Raw genomic sequence first — 19,595 nt, 5'->3', positions numbered from 1 at the left:
GTTACGTATTCATTGATCCTTGTCAAGTAACGCTGAGCCGCGGGGATCCACCTTCGCTACGATGAATTCCGGGTACGAGGAAGTGAGACCATGCCGCCACGTTCACGGGGTACGACGAGTATCGACGTCGCAAAGGCCGCCGGTGTGTCGCAGACGACAGTCTCGCGCATCCTCAACGGACACGCCGGAGTCTCCGAACGGATGCAGGCCAAGGTCGCGGACGCGATCGACCGACTCGGTTATCGCCCCAACCTGAGCGCCCGCAGCCTGGTGACCAGTCGCACCCAGACGATCGGCGTCATCCTTGGTGACCTGACCAACAGTTACTATGCCGAGTTGCTGCACACCATGAGCGGCGAGCTCAACTCCGCTGGCTACCGGACACTCATCCTCAGTGACCGAGCGGGAAGCGTCGAAGACCTGCGGACGACGCTCTGGGAGGCCAACGTCGACGGCGTCATCATCGCGACCACGCTCCTGTCCCCCGAGAACGAAGCGCGCATAGTCTCACTCGGGGTGCCGTCAGCAACCTTGGGTCCCGATGCTGCTGAGAATGTGGATTCAATCGCACCGGACAACTACTCCGGAGGCCGCATCGCCGCGCGGCATCTGCTCGACCTGGGACATCGCAGGATCGGTGTCGTCGCGGGACCCCTGACCGCCGGGTCGGTACGCGACCGCCACCGTGGATTCCTGGACGAGCTCCACGAACGCGAGGTGCCGTTCGATTCCGACCTGCTCGAGGTCGCGGATCTCGACTACGGTCGTGCTCGCGCATCCGCAGAGGCCCTACTCAATCGCGCGGTTCACCCGACCGCACTCTTCTGCCATAACGACCTCAGTGCGTTCGCGGCGTTCAATGCAGCGAACGCACTCGGCGTCTCCGTGCCGGAGGACGTATCGATCCTCGGATTCGACGACGTCGCGATGTCAGCGTGGGACGCCTTCGAGCTCACGACCGTACGCCAACCCATCCGCGCCATGTCACTCGGGGCGGTGGAACTGATCGTGAGCCGCCTCTCCGAGCCGGACCGCGATACGGAACACGTCGTGCTCCCCTGCTCACTGATCGAAAGGTCGACGACCAGAGCTATCTCGGCCTGACGCGTTCAGACGGACGACTCGCTTCGCGCGCAGGCGAATTTCGCACGATATGCGGTCGGCGTCGTCCCCAGCACTCGGGCGAAATTCTGCCGCAGCACCGCGGCGGATCCGAACCCGCATTCCGTTGCGATCTCGTCCAGCCCGAGATCAGATCGCTCGAGCAGGCGCTGTGCCCGGACGATGCGCTGTCTGGAGAGCCACGCTGCGGGCGTCGCACCATGCTCGGCTTTGAACCGACGTGCGAAGGTTCGTGGCGACATGTGCGCGCGCGATGCCAGCTGATCGACGGTCAGTTCGTCGCGGAGATTGCCCATCGCCCATTCCGTGACCGTGAGGAGCGCATCGCTCTGCGCGACCGGCAACGGCCGATCGATGAACTGCGCCTGACCGCCGTCCCGCTGCGGCGGGACGACCATGCGCCGAGCGACCCGGTTGGTGAGCTCGGCACCGATCTCCTGGCGCAGCAAGTGCAGGCATGCGTCGAGGCCGGCAGCCGTACCCGCACTAGTGATGGTCCGACCGTCCTGCACGAAAAGCACTTCGGGATCGACATCGATCCGAGGGAACATCGCAATCATCTCATCGGCGTACTTCCAGTGCGTCGTCGCACGGCGACCGTCGAGCACGCCCGCCTCGGCGAGGACGAACGAACCGCTGCAGACGCTGAGCAGCCACGCGCCTCTGGCCGCCGCATCACGCACGACATCGAGAACTCTCGGGTCCGTCGCGCCCCACCATTCGCGCGGGATCGGGCAGACGACGACGAGGTCGGCCTCGTAAGCGAATGAGAGATCGTCGTCGACGTTGATGGAGAAGCCGACCTTCGAGACCACCTTGCCCGGCACGGCCGTGACGACACGGAAGTCGAAGTTGGGCACCCCGTCATCCGTGCGATCAAGGCCGAATGCCTCGCAGGCAACACCGAACTCAAACGGGGCGAACCCGTCTTGAACGATGCAGGCGACAGTCTTCATGAGGCTCCTTCTCGCGGCTGTCCAGTGTGGCAGTTTTTCGATGCACTATGTCGATTCTGCCACTCGTGGCACAATTACAGCGAGCGTAGTGTTTCTGCCATGATCATCATTTACCTTCTCGCGGCGCTCGCGCTCACCGGACTCGCGGCCACCATCGTGGAGATTCATCGCGACGGCTTCCGTCCCGTGGCAACCGACTGGACACGCGTCGCCGAGCACGACCTCCCACGCGACGCAGAGCCCACACTCTCCTACCGCTGAGGTCGCATCGCTGGATATGCTCAGCAGCATGAGCGATCAGCAGCCTACGGGCACGCCTCCCGTGCCGCCATACGCCGCCCAGCAGCCCCCGTACTCGCAGCAGACACCTCAGCAGCGGCCGCACCAGAACGCAGCTCAGGGCTACGTCCTGAACGGGCAGCCCCCGCAGGCGACTCAGCCGACCTCCAACATCAATCCGGTCGGCAGAGCCGGGCTCATCCTCGGATTGATCGCGATTGCGATCGCCGTCGTGAACAACATCGTGCTCCAGGTCCTGATCGCCTCCTCGGCGTACTCCGGTTACAGCTTCAGCTTGGTGAGCGGAGTCGGAACCTTCCTCACATTCGCGGCAGCCTTGGCGGCGCTGATCCTCGGCCTCATCGGCATCCGCCGGGTGGGCGCTCCGCACGCCGCCGCAGGCATCGCCGTCGGCATCGGCATCGCGCAAGTCGTCGGCATCGCCTTCAGCACCTTCGTCGGCTTCTTCGGGTCGTTCCTGACCTTCTGAACCGGCGCTGCCCGCGCCGGCAGCACTCATGCCTCGCCGAGCACCCGCTCGTAGACCTCGATCATGGCGGCGGTGCGCGATGACTGCCGGAAAGCCTCGGCGACGTCGGCGTCAGGCGTCGGGGCGGTTCCGGCCCGGATGTCGGATGCCGCGTGCGTCAGCGTCTGCGCCAGAGCAGCCACCGACGCGTCGGGCACGGACCACAGGCCCGCACGCAACTCACCGGCGATGTCGGGATCGCTGACGATCGTCGGGGTTCCCAGCGTCGCAGCCTCGAACGGCGTCATCCCCTGCGTCTCGAACCCGATCGACGTCTGCACGACGGCATCCGCCGCGGCGATCCGCGCGAGCGTCTCGGCATACGGCAGCCGGCCGACGAACCGGATGCCCGCATGCCCCCGAGAGGCACCGTGACCGCGGGCGATCTTCTCCGCCGCGCGCAGCTGCCCACCGCCGCCGATGACCTCGATGTCAGCATCCACCTGCGACTCGACGACAGCCTCGATGAACGGCAGCAGGCGCTTCTCGGGGCTCATCCGTCCGAGCCAGACGAACCGGGGGCGCCGATCCGTCCGCGGTTCGCGCGAGGCGAGCGTTGCGGCGAGCAGTTCGTCATCGATGCCGTTCCAGACGACGTCGACCTCGGGAAAGACATCGTGCTGTTCGAGGCGCCGGGCGAAGTGCCCCGAAGGGGCCGTGACGGCACTCGAGCCCTGGGCGATGCCGCGCAGGAATGCCCACCCGCCGCGGCCCGAGACCGCCTCACCGATCCCGCGCATCGACTGCCGCCGCCACATGTTCAGCACCGCGAGCGCCTGCCTGTGCAGCGGCGTGACGGCAGCCATGCCGACGTCGACCCGGTTGTGCATCGTGTGGACGACCGGAATGCCGTGGCGATGCGCGAACCGGTGCCCGATGAACGCGCCCCAGAAGTCGGCCTGCACATGCACGAGATCGACCGGAGGGCGGGTGGTGAACGCCCGATCGAGGAATCGATCGGTGCGACGGCCCGGCCACGACATCGAGTACTCCCGGTCGAGCGTGATCGGGATCGACGGCAGGTCGAGGTATCCGGCATCCGCCCCGTGCGCGCCGGCGTGCATCTTCGGCGCGACCGCCGTCACGGTGTGACCGGCCCGCTCGAGGAACCGCCGCTGCAGCCGCATCGACACCTGCGCGCCGCCGAGCGATTCGAGGTGCTGATCGCCGAAGAAGACGATGTGCATGACTACTCCGGCAGCGGCTGACCGCGGTACAGCGCCTCGAACGTGTCGAGCGTGCGGTTGATGTCGTGCACGACGACGCCCTCGAGGGAGGCCTGCTGCATGCGCTCGTACTCGGCGGGCTCCGCGGTGAAGACATCGGTGAGACGCGCGGCGAGCTCATCGGCGTTGCCGGGCTCGAACAGGTACCCGTTCTCGCCGTCCTGGACGAGGTGCGGGAGGGCAACAGCATCCGCCGCGACGACCGGCAGGGCCGAGGCCATCGCCTCCATGGTCGCGATCGACTGCAGTTCGGCGATCGACGCGATCACGAACAGGCTCGCCCGCGACAGCAGCCCGCGCAGCTCGTCATCCGTCGTGCGCCCGTGGAAGGTGACGCGGTCAGAAAGACCGAGTTCGCCGGTGAGACGCTCGAGGCTCTTGCGTTGGTCGCCGCCGCCGACGATGTCGAAGCTCACATCCAGCGCCGGGTCGAGCTTCGTCATCGCCTCGAGGATCACCTCGACCTGCTTCTCGGCGGTGAGGCGCCCGACGAACACCATGCGGTTCTTCTCGCGCGGGCCGACTACCGGCGCGTACTGCGTGCGGTCGATGCCGCAGCTGACGGGAATGACGCCGCTGACGTCGACCGTGCGCTCGAGGAAGTCGGCGGCGCGGCGGGTCGGCGTGGTGATGGCGCGGGTGAGCTCGAAGGTGCGTTTCGCATCTGCCCAGGCGAGTTTCAGCACCGCGTCGTCGACGAACTTCGGGAACGTCGTGTGATCGAGGATGTTCTCGGCCATCACGTGGTTGGTGGCGATCACCGGGATGCCGCGCTGATGCGCGATGCGCGACAGGCCACGGCCGATCACGATGTGCGATTGGATGTGCACCACGTCGGGCTTGACGTGGTCGATCACTTTGCGCGCGTAGTGCTTCGAGCGCCACGGCCAGACGAAGCGCAGCCAGTCGTGCGGCGCCCAGCGCACCGACGGCAGACGGTGCAGCGTCATGGGCTCGCCCTCGATGATCTCGATGGCGGGATCTGCGCGCCGGTACTTGCGGTTCGGGGCGACGACGTGCACGTCGTGCCCCCGCTGCACGAGCCCTGCGGCGAGTCGCTCAGCGAAGCGCGCTGCGCCGTTGATGTCCGGGGCGAACGTGTCACAGCCGATGAGGATCTTCAACGGGGCGTCAGGGGAGGTCACGGATAGGCAGCCTTCGGTACGCGGGAGCCCGGATCGGGCGCACGCCACTCTACCTGAGGGCCCTGCGCGCCCTCGTCCGCCTCGCCCGCCGCCCCCGATTCCCCAGTTTCCCCGCTGCGAGACTGCATTCCGCGGATGAGACGGCCGGGAGTCCCGCGGGTCTCATCCGCGGAATGCAGTCTCACGGGCGACCTCACGGGTGAGCTCACGGGCTCGGGCGGTAGCGTGGGCGCATGCGCATCGTCAGCTCCGCCGACCCGCAGCTCTGGATCCCCGTCACCGGATCGTTCGGCTGGAAGGGACGCCGCCATCGCAAGGCGGCGATCAGGATGCTGATGGGCCAGGCCTTGCAGCGCGGGCAGAGTCCGCTCCCCCGCGGCGCCGGCGCCGGAGCCTGGATCATCAGCCAGTTCGCCCCCGCGATGATGAAGCGTGCCGACGGGCGCGTGCTGGTGTGGACGTGGAAGGCGGACCCCGAGCTCATCGTCGCGATGGCCACGACGCAGGAGCTGACCAACGACGTGCGACGAGCACGGGCCATGATGCCCATCGAGTACGACGACACCGAGACGTTCACCTCGGCGCTCGGCGCCGGCGAGAAGCTCGTGATCTCCTTGCCTCCTGACCCGGCTCAGCCGCCGTTCGCGACCTACACCTGGGACACCGGTTCGCACCTGATCACGCTGTCGGCGGTCGGCGGCAACCGCGAGCGCTTCGGCACGCTGATCCCCGCGCTGGACGATCTTGCGCGCAGCATCCGCATCGCCGACGATCTGGAGGGCGGCGAGGCGCCCGAGGTGCTGCGGATCGACCCGGCCTGACGGGCCTCAGATCTCACCGCAGACATCGTCCACTCTGATGGACTACATTGGCGGAGGCAGGGTGATCGTCCTGCCGAGGCTCGACCGCATCTGAGGCGGTCTGCGACGACCGAAGCGAGGTGGTACTCCCATGAGTGGTGATAGTTGCCATCAGCATCCGGACTCCGCCATCGCCTTCGAGGCATCCAGCCTCTGACGTTCCTCGCGGGTGTCCGGCTTCGACACGACCATCCAGCCGACGACTGCCCGCGCACCGCTGCGAGCGCTCGTTGTCGGCCTGCCCGAAAGAAGCACGCCATGACCACGGAGCAGATCCCCACCCAGAACGTCGACACCGATGACCTTCTCGACCTGATCGAGCAGAGTCTTTCGCGGCGCGATCTCGCCGCAGCATCCGCCGCACTGTCGCCGGTGCCGATCAGGCAGGTCGTGCCGGTGCTCGAACGACTGAACCCGCGAGACTGCGCCGTCGTCTACCGGCTGCTGCCGAAGCAGCGCGCCGTGGAGGCGTTCGAGGCGCTGTCGCCGGAGCTGCAGGGCGAGCTCGTGCGCGGCCTGCAGGATGCCGAGGTCGCCGCCCTGTTCGCCGAGATGGACCCGGACGACCGGGTCTGGCTGCTGGATGAGCTGCCGGCGTCGGTCGCGCCGCGGCTGCTGCGCGGACTCTCGCGGCGGGACCGCGAGCTCACCGCGTCCGTGCTCGGGTACTCGCAGGACTCGATCGGCCGGCGCATGAGCCCGGAATACGTCGCAACCCACCCCGGCCTCACCGCGGCGGAGACGCTGCGGCGGGTGCGCGCGCGACTCTCGGATGCCGAGACGATCTACACCCTTCCGGTGACCGATCATGCGCGCCGCGTGGTGGGCGTCGTCAGCCTCCGCGACCTGCTCGCCGCCGACGATGACTCGATCGTCGAGTCGATGATGCACGACGCGCACACCGTTCCGGCCGACTCGGGCGCCGAGGCCGCCGCCCGCGACTGCACCGATCTCGGGCTGCTCGCTGTTCCGGTGGTCGACAGCGAGGACCGCTTGGTCGGGATCTTCACGATTGACGACGCCGCCCGCATCCTCAAGCGCGAGGAGAACCAGGATGCTGCGCGCCAGGGTGGCGTGGAACCGCTCAGCCGCCCGTACCTGTCCACCCCGATCCGCCGGATCGTGCGCTCGCGCATCGTCTGGCTGTTCGTCCTCGCGATCGGCGCGACGCTCACCGTCAAGGTGCTGTCGGTGTTCGAGGCGACCCTCGAGCAGATGACGGTGCTCGCGCTGTTCGTTCCGCTGCTGATCGGCACCGGAGGGAACACCGGCAACCAAGCCGCGACGACCGTGACGCGCGCTCTCGCGCTCGGCGAGGTGCGTCCGCGAGATCTCGTGCGTGTTCTCACCCGAGAGCTGCGGGTGGGCTTGTCGCTCGGGGTGCTTCTCGGCCTGCTGGGATTCGGGATCACGGCGCTCGTGTACGACTGGCAGATCGGGCTCGTGATCGGTTGCACGCTGGTCGCAGTGTGCGCCGTCGCCGCGACGATCGGCGGGATCATGCCGATCGTCGCACGCATGATCCGCGTCGACCCCGCCGTGTTCTCGAACCCGTTCATCACGACCTTCGTGGATGCGACGGGGCTCGTGATCTACTTCCTCGTCGCCAAGGCGATCCTCGGGATCTGACGGCTGCTTCTCCGTAGACTCGCGGGATGGCGTGATCGAGCGTCAGGAGGGAGACCCGGCGAGAGTGAAGGCACGGAACACGTTCGGCGTGCTTCGCCTCTTCACGGCCGCCGTGTGCCTCGTCGCGCTCGTGCACCGTTTGTTCTGGGGCCTGAGCTCGCAGACGATCGCCGGCCGCAACTTCTTCGCGTATCTCACGGTCGAGTCGAACATCGCGCTCGTCGTGCTGCTCATCGTCGGCGGGGTGCTGGCGTTCCGACGCGACGACGATCCGCGCTGGTTCAGCATCGCGCTCTCCCTCGTGCTCACCTGGACGACCACGGCCGGCCTCGCGTTCGCCCTCATCGTGTGGCAGGCCGGGCTCCGCGGCATCCGCGTCGACGTTCCCTGGTCGGATCAGGTGCTGCATTTCTGGCTTCCTGCGTTCACCGCGATCGCGTGGACGCTCACCCCCGGTCACCGCGCAGTGCCGTGGTGGATCGTTCCCGGTTCGCTGGTGTTCCCGCTCGTTTGGGGCGGGGTGACGATGTGGCGGGGTCCGATGATCGGTTGGTACCCGTACTACTTCCTCGATCTGCGGCAGGTCAGCGGCATCGGGGAGTTCCTCATCACCAGCGGCATCGCCCTTTCCATCTTCGCTCTGATCGCGGCGGTGCTCGCGCTGATCAGTCGGATCAGCCCGTCACGCCGGAAGGCGGTCAGTCCGATTCGGCAGGCAGGAACGACGCCAGCGACCTGAGTGCGGCCAGCAGCGCCTCCTGATCCTCGAGTTCGGCGAAGCTCTCGGCGGCATCCGCGCCGACGATCCCGACGAGGATGCTCTCGCCCGTGACGGGCAGCAGGTTGATCCAGGTCCGCACGGGCTGATTCTCGTCGCCGCCGATGGCGTGCCAGATGGTCGCGTCGGTCTGCCAGAACGGCTCGTCGTAACGCAGCCAGATGGTCTCGATGTGGCCCATGCCGAGGGCGTTGATCGCGCCGCGGTGTGCGAAGGGCAGCGGCGGCGAGAACTCGAGGCGATCGCCCTGGAGCACTCCGAGGGGGACGGTGACGACGACCCGGTCGTACGACGTGGACTCGCCGGTGCCCAGGCGCAGGCTGACCCCGGCGTCGTCGTAGGCGATGCGAGTCACCGGTGACGACATCGTCAGCTGCGCCGACTCGAGGAGATCGTGGATGTGCGCGTCGAAGTCGCCGATCACACCTCTTCGGTCGGCTGACGGGAGCGCGGGTGGGAACCAGGAGGAGAGCAGGTCAGCATCCGCCCCCGCGGTCGTACCGAGATACGCGAGCAGCGCGACCATGCTCGGATCCTCAAGGTCGGCGCCGGTCTCCGTGAGCGCCTCGGCGAGGGAGATGTCCGTCGGAAGCGCCCGCGCCTCAGCGATCGCGGAGTCGATCGGGTCATTGCTGATCGGGTCGACGTCGCGGCCCGGCGCACGCCAGAGAGCGGATGCCAGGGCTGCCGTCTCGGGCAGACCCGACTCCTCGCGGGCGGGCTCCTCGCCTTCGGCGAGCGGCGGCAGCAGCCAACCGCCGAGCTGGACGGGTATCACCCACTCGTCGTTGAGCTGCGTGTGCGTGCGTCCGCCCACGCGGTCGCGCGCTTCCAGAACGGTGACCTCGAGGTCGAGATCCGCGAGCCCGGCGGCAACCGTCGCGCCGGCGAGCCCCGCACCGATCACGGCGATCCGCTCGCCGGCGGCCGCGGCCGCCCTGATGCGCATCGCCGCGCTCTCCCCGGAGTGGATCGCACCGCGGATGGTGGCAGGGTTGTCGGCATCCGTCGCCTCACCGGCGAAGAAGACGCGACCCTCGACGGGTTCTGCCAGACGGCTGCGCGCGTCGGCCTGCACGCCGACGCGGTTGTAACTGACGGCGCCGCGGGAATAGGGATCGGTCGCCCAGGTGCTTCGGGCGCTGGATGCCGGGGCAGGAACCTCCGTGGTCGGCAACGGCGAGGGAGTGCGCGTCTTCGTGGGAGTGGGCTGCGGCTCCGGCGTGCACGACACGAGGAGCACCCCGAGCGCCCCCGCTCCGGCGCCCACCAGCAGCTCGCGACGCGTCATCCTCATCGTGACGCCACACTACCCGTTCGCGCCCACCTCTACGATCAAGGTATGACTGATTCCATGCACGTGCTGGTCGCCAATGCAGCGGATGGTTCCATCAGCACCTTCGTCCTTGAGAGCGGACGGCTCGAACGCCTGGCCGTCACCGAAGGACTCACCGGATGCTCGACCTTCGCCGTCGACGCAGAGGGCGATCTCGTCTACGCAGCGGTGAAGGTGGAACCGGCCGGCATCCTCACGCTCTCCCTCGATCGCGCGACGGGACGACTTACACCCCAGTCGCGCCTCGACCTCCCCGGTGGCGGCATGAGCTACCTCGCCCTCACCCACGGTGGTACCGGATTGCTGGGGGCTTCCTACGGCGGCGGCTACGGCATCAGCTGCCCGATCACCGACGGCGTCATCGGTGAACCGGTGGCGAAGGTTCATTTCCCGAACCTGCACTCCGTCTTGCCGAGCGCAGACGGGCGCTTCGCCTACTTCGTATCTCTGGGTGCCGACCTCGTCGCGCAGTATGCACTCAGCAACGATCTACGACTCGCTCCGCTGCAGCCCGAAACTGTTGCCGCACCGACGGGGAGCGGCCCGCGGCACCTCGTGCTGAACGAGGCGCAGACTGCCGTGTATGTGCTCACCGAGTTCTCCGGTGAGGTGCTTCATTACCAACGCGACACCACCACTGGTGCGCTCGCGCTGCGGGACACTGCGACGGCCTTCGACACCACGAAGAATCTCGGTCACAGCGTGTTCGGGGCAGACCCCCTCGAGAATCACTACATCTGGGGCGCCGACCTCCACTTCGGCGACGATGGCGCACGGCTTTGGGTGACGGAGCGCACCGAGAGCACGCTGGGAGCGGTGTCGGTTGCAGCCGACGGATCGGTCCGAGCACCTGAACGCTTCACCGTCACCGAGACACAGCCACGCGGATTCGCCGTCAGCCCCGGCGGGCACTACCTCATCGCGGCAGGCGAGCGGTCGACGAGCGTCTCACTGTATGCGGTGAAGGGTGACGAGCTCGACCTTCTGCAGCGCATCGAGACCGGTCGCGGCGCGAATTGGGTCCGCTTCGCCTGAGCCGTATTACCGCGTCGCATCCAGCGCCTGCTACTTCTCGTCGCCGCGGTTCCCCGGCCGCCACAGCACGACCTCGGTCGAACGGCGGATGCGGCGGCCGCCGGTGACGGGGATAACCCCCGTCGAACCGGCGGCGAAGACACGGACGCCCGGGCGGTTCTCCCGCTCGGCGCGCAGCGCGCCTTCGAGGTCGAGGACGCGGCGGCGCAGCATCCGCACTTCATCTTCGAGATCGAGCAGCCGGGCGATGGCGGGCAGGCTCATCCCGTCTGCCGAGAGGCGGGCCACCTCACGCAGTTGCTCGATGTTCCGCGCGGAGTAACGGCGAGAGCCTCCGCGGGTGCGGCCGGGGACGACGAGCCCGATTCGGTCGTATTGACGCAGCGTCTGCGGGTGCATACCCGAGAGTTCGGCCGCGACGGTGATCGCGAAGACCGGGGCATCCTCGTCCTCGACCATCGTGATCACCTTCCTTCTGCTCACTCTACGTTTCTGATCGCTTCGACTCGCTGCGCTCGCTCAACGCGTTTCGTCTTCGGCGGCTGTGCCGCCTCCGCTCAACGACCCGCCTCAGCTCCCAATCAGGCCACCTCCGCTCAACGACCCGCATCGGTCCTCAATCAAGCCGCCTCCGCTCAACGACCCGCCTCAGTTCTCAATCACGCCGCCGCGCGATCAGGCGCGGGCTTTCGCCATCATCTCCGCGCGCGGGTTCTCCTTCGGCTCTGTCGCCTGGAAGGCGAGCAGCGCTTCACGCGCGGCGTCATCCAGATGTGCAGGCACGGCGACTTGCAGCTCAGCGAGCAGGTCACCAGTGCCCTTCGAGCTCTTCACGCCGCGCCCCTTGACGCGCAGCACGCGCCCGGAGGGCGTTCCCGGCGCGACGCGGAGCTTGACCACGTCGCCGGCAAGGGTCGGCACCTCGATCGTCGCCCCGAGCGTCGCCTCCGTGAACGTCACCGGCACCGTGAGGCGCAGGTTCAGCCCGTCGCGCGTGAAGACCGGGTGCGACCGCACCGTGATCGACACCACGATGTCGCCGCTCTCGCCGCCGTCGGGCGACGGGCGACCACGGCCGCGCAGGCGAATCTTCTGCCCGTTCGCGACCCCGGCGGGAATCTTCACCTTGAAGGGCTTGCCATCCTCGCCCTGCAGCGTGATGGTCTCGCCCTGCACGGCGGTGACGAAGTCGAGCGTGGTGCGGGCCGTGACATCGGCGCCCTTCTGCGGACCGCCGAATCCGCGGTACCCGCCGGTCGGCTGGCCGAAGCGACCCGAGCCGAACGTGCCGCCCTGGCCACCCTGGTTGAACATCGCGAAGATGTCCTCGAAGTCGGCGCTCTGACCACGTCCGCCCTGGCCGAACCGGCTGAAGACGTCCTCGAAACCGCCCGCGCTGGATCCGCCCGCGGTGAAGCGCGCCCCCGAACCCATGGCTCGGATCTCGTCATACTCCTTGCGCTGCTCCGGATCGGCGAGAACCGAATACGCCTCGCTGATCTCCTTGAACTTCGCCTCAGCCGCGGCATCTCCCTGATTGGAATCCGGGTGGTATTTGCGCGCCAGCTTGCGGTACGTCTTCTTCAGATCCGCGTCACTGACATCCTTGGCGACGCCGAGCATCTTGTAGAAGTCCTTGTCGAACCAATCCTGACTTGCCATGTATTACCGGCCTACTCTGCAGGAACGGCGACCACGACCTTGGCAGGCCGCAGTTCGACCTCGCCCAGGCGATAGCCGACCTCGACGACCTCGAGGATCGTGGACGTCTCTGCGCCGGGCGTCGGCTGCTGGAAGATCGCCTCGTGATGCTGCGGGTCGAAATCCTCGCCCGAGGCGCCGTAGGCGACCACGCCGAGACGCTCGACGACAGCGCGGACCTTCTCGCCGATCACGAAGAACGGCGTGCCCTCAACGAGGTCGCCGTGCGCGGCGGCACGGTCAAGGTCGTCGAGCACGGGCAGCAGACCCTTGGCCGCCTCGCCCTTCGCGCGCTCGATCTCGACCTGTCGCTGGTCCTCTGTACGCCGACGGTAGTTGGCGTACTCGGCCTGCAGGCGCTTGAGATCGTTGAGCAGCGTCGACTCGAGGTCGGCGAGCACGGCATCCTCTGCCGCTGCCTCGCCGGTCTGCTCCGCGCCGAGGATGTCGTCGATCGTCAAGTCGTCGTCCGACCCTTCGGCCGCGGCCGCCTCAGCGGAATCGGGGTTCTGGGTCGCGTCAGGCGTGTCCTGCGACGCGGGGCCGGATGCCGCAGCATCCGACCCCTCGTCCTCAGGAACTTCGCCGTTCGCGTCGAAGTTCTTGTCCGTCATGGTTACTTCTTCTCATCCTCGTCATCGATGACCTCGGCGTCGACGACGTCCTCCTCGTCGGAAGCGTCACCCGCGGGGGCCTCGCCCTCGGCCGGGCCGGCATCGGATGCGGCATCTGCCTGCGACTGCGCGTAGATCGCTTCGCCGAGCTTGCCCTGCGACTCGTTCAGCTTGTCGAGCGCCGTCTTGACGGCGTCGTCGTCCTCGCCGGCCAGGGCCGCCTTCAGAGCGTCGACGTCGGCCTGGACCTCGTCCTTGACCTCGGCGGGGAGCTTGTCCTCGTTCTCCTTGATCAGCTTCTCGATCGAGTACGACAGGGTCTCGGCCTGGTTGCGCTGCTCGAGGGCGTCGGCACGCTTCTTGTCTTCAGCGGCGTTCTCCTCGGCCTCGCGGACCATGCGCTCGATGTCTTCCTTCGACAGCGACGAGCCGCCGGTGATGGTCATCGACTGCTCGGTGCCCGTGCCCTTGTCCTTAGCGGACACGTGCACGATGCCGTTCGCGTCGATGTCGAAGGTGACCTCGACCTGCGGCATGCCGCGGGGAGCCGGGGCGATCCCGGTGAGCTCGAAGGTGCCCAGCGGCTTGTTGTCGCGGGTGAACTCGCGCTCGCCCTGGAAGACCTGGATCGCGACGGACGGCTGGTTGTCGTCTGCCGTGGTGAAGGTCTCGCTGCGCTTGGTCGGGATGGCGGTGTTGCGCTCGATGAGCTTCGTCATCCGGCCACCCTTGGTCTCGATGCCGAGGCTCAGCGGGGTGACGTCGATGAGGAGAACATCCTTGCGCTCACCCTTGAGGACACCAGCCTGCAGGGCAGCACCGACGGCGACGACCTCGTCAGGGTTGACGCCCTTGTTCGCTTCCTTGCCGGTCTCGCGCTTGACGAGCTCGGCGACGGCGGGCATACGGGTCGATCCACCGACGAGCACGACGTGGTCGATGTCGGCGACCTTGACGTTCGCCTCGCGAATGACGTCTTCGAACGGCTTCTTGGTGCGGTCGAGGAGGTCCTTGGTGAGGTCCTCGAACTTCGCACGGGTGATCGTCTCGGAGAGCGAAACGGGGCCCGACTCGGTCAGCGACAGGTACGGCAGGTTGATCGAAGTGCTGGTCGAAGAGGAGAGCTCCTTCTTCGCCTGCTCTGCAGCCTCCTTCAGACGCTGCAGAGCGATCTTGTCACTCGAGACGTCGACGCCGCTGGTCTCCTTGAACTGCTTGATCAGGTGGTCGACGAGGCGCTGGTCCCAGTCGTCACCGCCGAGGCGGTTATCACCGGCGGTGGAGCGCACCTGGATGGTCGAGAAGTCATCGTCCTTGCCCACCTCGAGCAGCGACACGTCGAACGTTCCGCCACCGAGGTCGAAGACGAGGATGAGCTCGTCCTCCTTGCCGCGGTCGAGGCCGTAGGCGAGGGCGGCAGCGGTCGGCTCGTTGATGATGCGCAGCACGTTGAGGCCCGCGATCTCGCCGGCCTCCTTCGTGGCCTGGCGCTCGGCGTCGTTGAAGTACGCGGGAACCGTGACGACCGCGTCGGTCACGGTGTCGCCCAGGTACTGCTCGGCGTCGCGCTTCAGCTTCTGAAGGATGCGCGCCGAGATCTCCTGCGGCGTGTACTTCTTGCCCTCGGCCTCGAACGACCAGTCGGTGCCCATGTGGCGCTTGACCGACGCGATCGTGTTGTCGACGTTGGTGACCGCCTGGCGCTTCGCGGTCTCGCCGACCAGCACCTCGCCGTCCTTTGCGAATGCGACGACCGACGGGGTCGTGCGCATGCCCTCGGCGTTGGCGATGACCTTCGGCTCGCCGCCTTCCAGGACAGAGACAACCGAGTTCGTCGTTCCGAGGTCGATACCTACAGCACGTGCCATGTTCAGCTCCGTTTCGTTGAGACAAGTTCACTCGCGAGACTTGAGTCGCGATGGCTCAAGCATAGAACCTGAGTCGAGCTGCGTCAAGTCCGACTTGATACGAGCCGACTCAAGTTACGGGATCGCGGTGATAGCGCCCCAACGGGCCGTTCTCACGCGGTGAAAGCGGGCACCGCGTCGATCAGCATGCGCGTGTAGTCCTCCTGCGGGTTCGTGAACAGCTTGCCGGTCTCATCGCACTCGACGAGCACACCGTTCTTGAGCACGGCGACGCGGTCGGCGCTCTCGGCGACCACGCCGAGGTCGTGGGTGATGAACATATAGGTCAGCTCGCGTTCGCGCTGCAGCTCGTCGAGCAGGGCCAGCACCTGGGCCTGCACCGAGACGTCGAGCGCCGACACGGCCTCGTCGAGCACGATGAACTCCGGATCCAGCGCGAGCGCCCGCGCGATCGCGACGCGCTGGCGCTGTCCGCCCGACAGCTCGTCCGGATAGCGGTCGAGCATGCCGCCCGGCAGCGCGGTCTGGTCGGCGAGGTCCCGCGCCCGCGCGGAGCGCGACGCCCGGTCGCCCTCGCCGAACGACAGGAGCGGCTCGGTGATCAGCTGCTCGATCGTCATGCGCGGATTCAGCGAGTCGAACGGGCTCTGGTAAACCATCTGGAATCGGCGGCGCAGCTGGCGCAGCTTCTCGCCCTTGAGGTCGGTGATGTCCTGCCCCTCGAAGCGGATGGATCCGGAGGTCGGGTCGTCGAGCCGCAACACCAGGCGCGCAAGCGTGCTCTTCCCGGATCCGGACTCGCCGACCACCGCGAGCGTCTCGCCGCGGCGGATCTCGAGCGTGACGTCGTCGACCGCCGTGAGCGATTTCTTGCCGCCCTCCCCCTTCGGCAGGGGGAAGACCTTCGTGAGGTTCTGGATCTCGACGATCGGCTCGCCTCCGAACACGATGCGCTCGCTCGTCGCCGCCGCGCGCCGCTCGTGCGCCGACAGCCGCGGCGCAGCGGCGATGAGGGCCCGCGTGTACTCGTGGCTCGGGTTCGTCATGACCTCGCCCGCCGGCCCAGAGTCGACGACCTCGCCCTTGCGCATCACAACGACGGTGTCCGCCCGCTCGGCGGCCATACCGAGGTCGTGCGTGATGAGCAGGATCGCCGTGCCGAGGTCCGCCGACAGCTTCTCGAGGTGATCGAGGATCTGCTTCTGCACCGTCACATCGAGCGCGCTCGTCGGCTCGTCGGCGATGAGCAGATCGGGGTCGGCCGCAAGCGCCCCGGCGATGAGCGCGCGCTGCTTCATGCCGCCGGAGAACTGATGAGGGTACTGCTTCGCCCGCTCGGACGGGTACGTGATGCCCGCCATCTCGAGCAGCTCGACGGCCTTGACCTCGGCCTGTCGCTTGCTCGCGAGCCCGTGCACCAGGAGGGGCTCGGCGACCTGCGCGCCCACGCGCCGAACGGGGTTGAGACTGAGCGACGGATCCTGCGGCACGAGACCCATGACGCGGCCGCGGATCGCGCGCCACCGAGCCTCGCTGAGGCCGCGCAGGCTCTGTCCATCGAAAGAGGTCTCGCCGCCCGTGACCTCGGCATTGGGGGCGAGCAGGTTCATGATCGCCTGCGCGACGGTGCTCTTTCCGGATCCCGATTCGCCGACGATCGCGACGACCTCGCCGCGGCGCACCGTGAGATCGACGCCGCGGACGGCCTCCACCTCGCGGTCGCCGATGCGGTAGCTGACACGGAGGCCTTCGACGCGCAGAATCGCGTCGGAGAGCTGTTCGACCATGAGGCGTCCTCCTCGTTGAGCGCACGGGCGATGATGCTCACGCTATGCCGCGCGATCCTTCCGATCAACAGCTAGTTGGGCATGACACTATGCACCCAATGCATCGATGGCGACGTCGCCGCCCTCTTCATCGATCAGCGCCAGGATCGCGGGCACGAGCGGGTTCTGCGTCTCGCGGCTCCACGCGATGTCGAGCTCGACGCGGTTGACCCGATCCGACGGATCCTTCTCGCTCACGGGCAGCAGCGCGACGGTGTCGGGGCAGATGCGCGAAGCCGACTCGGGCACGAGCGCGACGCCGAGCCCGGCGCTCACGAGGGCGAGCAGCGTCGGGATCTGCCCGGCGTACTGCGAGATGCGCGGATGCACGCCGCTCGCGACGAACATCGACAGTAGGAGGTCGTGGAAGTAGCGCGCGACGCCCGGGGAGTACATGAGCAGCGGCTCGTCCAGGAGATCGATGAGGCGCGCGGGATCTCCCCGTTCGGCCAGCACCGAATCCGACGGCACCGCGACGACGAGCTTCTCCCGGTAGACGGGGCGGCTCTCGAGCTGCGGGCGCGACAACAGGGGGCGCACTAGCCCGACATCGACCGTTCCCTTCTCGATCGCGTCGACCTGTTCGAGCGTGACCATCTCCCTGAGCAGCAGGGAGACGTCGGGCAGCGCCGTCGACGCGCGCCGCATGAGCCGAGGTATCACGGCCTGCCCCGCCATGGCCGTGTATGCGATCGTCAGGGTGCCCGCGGCGCCCTTGCCGACCGACTTCACGTCGGCGACGGCCTTTGCGGCCAGGTCGATGAGGCGCCGGGCGCTGGGCAGCAGCGCCCGACCCGCCTGGGTGAGCTCGACGCGGCGGCTCGTGCGCGAGAACAATTGCGTCTCGAGCTCGCGCTCGAGCTGCTGGATCTGTCGACTGAGCGGCGGCTGCGTCATCTTGAGCCGCGAGGCGGCTGCGCCGAAGTGCAGCTCTTCCGCGACGGCGATGAAGCACTCGAGCTGTACCAACGAAATCATCGATTCACTCCCGACATTGATCTGTGCTCATTTTGGTTTGACACGGCATTAAACACAACCATAGGTTCGGAAAAGAGGTGCACGACGATGTGGAGGCTCGATGTCCGACGAAATTCTGGTGTCTCTGCCGAGCGCGACGGCGGTCTCCGAGCACGCGATCCGCGAGATCCGGATCACGCCCGTCGCGTTTCACGATACGCCGCTGCTGAACACCGTTGGCGTGCACGAGCCGTTCGCTCTGCGCGCGATCGTGCAGATCCACACCGCATCCGGTGTGACCGGCCTCGGCGAGACGTACGGCGACGAGGCGCACCTCACCCGCCTCGCGAAGGCGGCCGATCGCGTGCTCGGGTGCGACGTGTTCGCGACCAACGACCTCCGCACCCGAGTGACGGCGGCCGTCACCGCCGATACGACCGCGGGCGGCCACGGCATGTCCGGCATGGTGACGGGGACGAGCACCGCCGATCGCGCGCTCAGCCCGTTCGACGTGGCCTCCTTCGACGCCCGCGGCAAGATCCTCGGCGTTCCCGTGAGCGAGCTGCTCGGCGGTCGCGTGCGCGATGCGGTGCCGTTCAGCGGCTACCTCTTCTATAAGTGGGCGGGCCATCCGGGCGATGAGCCCGACAGCTGGGGCGAGGCGCTCACCCCCGAGGGCATCGTCGAGCAGGCCCGCCGCATCGTCGACGAGTACGGCTTCGGCGCCTTGAAGCTCAAGGGAGGCGTGTTCGAGCCCGACCAGGAGATCGCCGCCGTCCTCGCGCTGCGCGAGGCGTTTCCCGACATGCCCCTGCGCATCGATCCGAACGGCGCATGGACGGTCGCGACGTCGATCCGCGTCGCCGACTCTTTGAAGGACGTGCTCGAGTACCTCGAGGACCCGACGAACAGCCTCGAGAAGATGGCCGAGGTGCGCCGGCACACCGATCTGCCGCTCGCGACGAACATGTGGGTCGTCGCGTTCGACCACATCAAGGAAGCCGTCCGCCTCGGCGCGATCGACATCGTGCTGAGCGACCACCACTTCTGGGGCGGCTTCGAGCGGTCGAAGCTGCTCGGCGGCATCTCCGAGACGCTCGGCTGGGGCCTGTCGATGCACTCGAACTCGCACCTCGGCATCAGCCTCGCCGCCATGACCCACCTCGCCGGCGCGACGCCCGTGCTCGACTACGCCTGTGACACGCACTGGCCGTGGAAGCGCGCGGACGAAGACGTGATCGCGCCCGGCGCGCTGGAGTTCGAGAGCGGATCGCTCGCGGTGCCCACCGCTCCCGGCCTCGGCGTCGAGCTCGACGAGGATCTGCTCCAGAAGCTGCACCGGCAGTACATCGACTGCCGCATCCGCGAGCGCGACGACACCGGGTACATGCAGCGGTTCGATCCCGCCTTCACGAACACGTCGCCGCGATGGTGAGCCCGCTGCGCATCGCCGTGACGGATCCCATCATCACGGGGTTCGCAGGTCACCTGCGGTTGACGGCGCGCGAGCACGAGTGGCGCTTCGCGGCCGACTCCTCCCCGCGAGAGGTGCTCGACGGCGCGGATGTCGTCGTGTGCTCGCGGCTCACCGCGGAGGACATGCCCGATGCGCCGTCGGCGCGGCTCATTCACGCGACCGGCGCCGGCATCGACCGGATCGCCCCGGACGCGATTCCCGCGGACGCCGCGGTCTGCAACACGGGCCACCACGGATCCGCGATCGCCGAGCACGTC

At 67.6% G+C, this 19,595-nt stretch carries 18 protein-coding genes and 1 pseudogene; 9 read left to right on the top strand and 10 right to left on the bottom strand.

All coding sequences use genetic code 11. The annotated features are described in order from the left end of the window. Nucleotides 1–90 precede the first annotated feature (90 nt). Nucleotides 91–1,104: a LacI family DNA-binding transcriptional regulator gene (locus ACTICP_RS04375; RefSeq protein WP_441889880.1), complete on the top strand. Its 1,014-nt coding sequence runs from the start codon at nt 91–93 to the stop codon at nt 1,102–1,104. A gap of 5 nt (nt 1,105–1,109) precedes the next feature. Here ACTICP_RS04375 and ACTICP_RS04370 read toward each other — a convergent pair whose 3' ends face one another. After that, on the bottom strand, nt 1,110–2,078 hold the full coding sequence (locus ACTICP_RS04370) for a GlxA family transcriptional regulator (RefSeq protein ID WP_441889878.1): 969 nt from the start codon (nt 2,076–2,078) through the stop codon (nt 1,110–1,112). A gap of 99 nt (nt 2,079–2,177) precedes the next feature. On the opposite strand from ACTICP_RS04370, the gene ACTICP_RS04365 reads away from it, so the two are divergent. Both ACTICP_RS04365 and ACTICP_RS04360 read left to right on the top strand, forming a co-directional pair. Beyond that, entirely contained in the window at nt 2,178–2,339 is a 162-nt protein-coding gene (locus ACTICP_RS04365; protein ID WP_441889876.1) for a hypothetical protein, read from the top strand. Nucleotides 2,340–2,367: 28 nt separating this feature from the next. Then, the gene (locus ACTICP_RS04360) at nt 2,368–2,847 is read left to right on the top strand and encodes a hypothetical protein (RefSeq protein ID WP_441889874.1); all 480 of its coding nucleotides are present in this window, start codon (nt 2,368–2,370) and stop codon (nt 2,845–2,847) included. A 26-nt stretch (nt 2,848–2,873) separates the two neighbouring features. On the opposite strand, the gene ACTICP_RS04355 is transcribed toward ACTICP_RS04360, so the two are convergent. Then, nucleotides 2,874–4,073 (bottom strand): glycosyltransferase family 4 protein, encoded by a 1,200-nt coding sequence (locus ACTICP_RS04355; RefSeq protein ID WP_441889872.1) that lies wholly within the window; start codon nt 4,071–4,073, stop codon nt 2,874–2,876. A gap of 2 nt (nt 4,074–4,075) precedes the next feature. Then, nucleotides 4,076–5,257 (bottom strand): glycosyltransferase, encoded by a 1,182-nt coding sequence (locus tag ACTICP_RS04350; protein WP_441889870.1) that lies wholly within the window; start codon nt 5,255–5,257, stop codon nt 4,076–4,078. 233 nt (nt 5,258–5,490) lie between these two features. Between ACTICP_RS04350 and ACTICP_RS04345 the strand changes: the two genes are divergently transcribed. From ACTICP_RS04345 to ACTICP_RS04335, 3 genes are all read left to right on the top strand, one after another. Then, a complete protein-coding gene (locus ACTICP_RS04345; protein ID WP_441889868.1) occupies nt 5,491–6,078 on the top strand; it encodes a hypothetical protein in 588 nt (195 codons plus the stop codon). Between the two features lie 297 nt (nt 6,079–6,375). Continuing rightward, entirely contained in the window at nt 6,376–7,746 is a 1,371-nt protein-coding gene (gene mgtE, locus ACTICP_RS04340) for a magnesium transporter (protein WP_441889866.1), read from the top strand. A 31-nt stretch (nt 7,747–7,777) separates the two neighbouring features. Next, complete coding sequence (locus tag ACTICP_RS04335; protein WP_441889864.1) at nt 7,778–8,485, top strand: Pr6Pr family membrane protein; 708 nt, start codon at nt 7,778–7,780, stop codon at nt 8,483–8,485. Here the strand turns inward: ACTICP_RS04335 and ACTICP_RS04330 are convergent. Continuing rightward, complete coding sequence (locus ACTICP_RS04330) at nt 8,445–9,815, bottom strand: FAD-dependent oxidoreductase (RefSeq protein ID WP_441889862.1); 1,371 nt, start codon at nt 9,813–9,815, stop codon at nt 8,445–8,447. The two genes, ACTICP_RS04335 and ACTICP_RS04330, sit on opposite strands and share 41 nt — an antisense overlap. A 51-nt stretch (nt 9,816–9,866) precedes the next feature. Here ACTICP_RS04330 and ACTICP_RS04325 point away from each other — a divergent pair, with 51 nt between their 5' ends. Continuing rightward, on the top strand, nt 9,867–10,895 hold the full coding sequence (locus ACTICP_RS04325) for a lactonase family protein (protein ID WP_441889860.1): 1,029 nt from the start codon (nt 9,867–9,869) through the stop codon (nt 10,893–10,895). A 30-nt stretch (nt 10,896–10,925) separates the two neighbouring features. On the opposite strand, the gene ACTICP_RS04320 is transcribed toward ACTICP_RS04325, so the two are convergent. The 6 genes from ACTICP_RS04320 to ACTICP_RS04295 form a co-directional block, all read right to left on the bottom strand. Then, a complete protein-coding gene (locus tag ACTICP_RS04320; RefSeq protein WP_441889985.1) occupies nt 10,926–11,354 on the bottom strand; it encodes a heat shock protein transcriptional repressor HspR in 429 nt (142 codons plus the stop codon). A 216-nt stretch (nt 11,355–11,570) separates the two neighbouring features. Beyond that, nucleotides 11,571–12,557, bottom strand: a complete 987-nt coding sequence (locus ACTICP_RS04315; RefSeq protein ID WP_441889858.1) for a DnaJ C-terminal domain-containing protein — start codon at nt 12,555–12,557, stop codon at nt 11,571–11,573. Between the two features lie 11 nt (nt 12,558–12,568). After that, complete coding sequence (locus tag ACTICP_RS04310) at nt 12,569–13,210, bottom strand: nucleotide exchange factor GrpE (protein ID WP_441889856.1); 642 nt, start codon at nt 13,208–13,210, stop codon at nt 12,569–12,571. A 2-nt stretch (nt 13,211–13,212) separates the two neighbouring features. Beyond that, the gene (gene dnaK / locus ACTICP_RS04305) at nt 13,213–15,078 is read right to left on the bottom strand and encodes a molecular chaperone DnaK (RefSeq protein WP_441889854.1); all 1,866 of its coding nucleotides are present in this window, start codon (nt 15,076–15,078) and stop codon (nt 13,213–13,215) included. 152 nt (nt 15,079–15,230) lie between these two features. Further along, complete coding sequence (locus tag ACTICP_RS04300) at nt 15,231–16,865, bottom strand: dipeptide ABC transporter ATP-binding protein (protein WP_441889852.1); 1,635 nt, start codon at nt 16,863–16,865, stop codon at nt 15,231–15,233. Nucleotides 16,866–16,952: 87 nt separating this feature from the next. Then, nucleotides 16,953–17,882 carry a LysR family transcriptional regulator gene (locus tag ACTICP_RS04295; RefSeq protein WP_036323592.1) on the bottom strand — a complete coding sequence of 310 codons (930 nt, stop codon included), beginning with the start codon at nt 17,880–17,882 and terminating at the stop codon, nt 16,953–16,955. Nucleotides 17,883–17,982: 100 nt separating this feature from the next. On the opposite strand from ACTICP_RS04295, the gene ACTICP_RS04290 reads away from it, so the two are divergent. Together ACTICP_RS04290 and ACTICP_RS04285 are read left to right on the top strand one after the other, a co-directional pair. Then, on the top strand, nt 17,983–19,296 hold the full coding sequence (locus tag ACTICP_RS04290; RefSeq protein WP_441889850.1) for a glucarate dehydratase family protein: 1,314 nt from the start codon (nt 17,983–17,985) through the stop codon (nt 19,294–19,296). Between the two features lie 17 nt (nt 19,297–19,313). Continuing rightward, nucleotides 19,314–19,595, top strand: a pseudogene (locus ACTICP_RS04285) (2-hydroxyacid dehydrogenase); the annotation flags it as partial.

The sequence above is a fragment of the Microbacterium sp. genome, from assembly GCF_052102115.1.
GTDB lineage: Bacteria > Actinomycetota > Actinomycetes > Actinomycetales > Microbacteriaceae > Microbacterium.
This window is presented reverse-complemented; position numbering and strand designations above follow the sequence as displayed.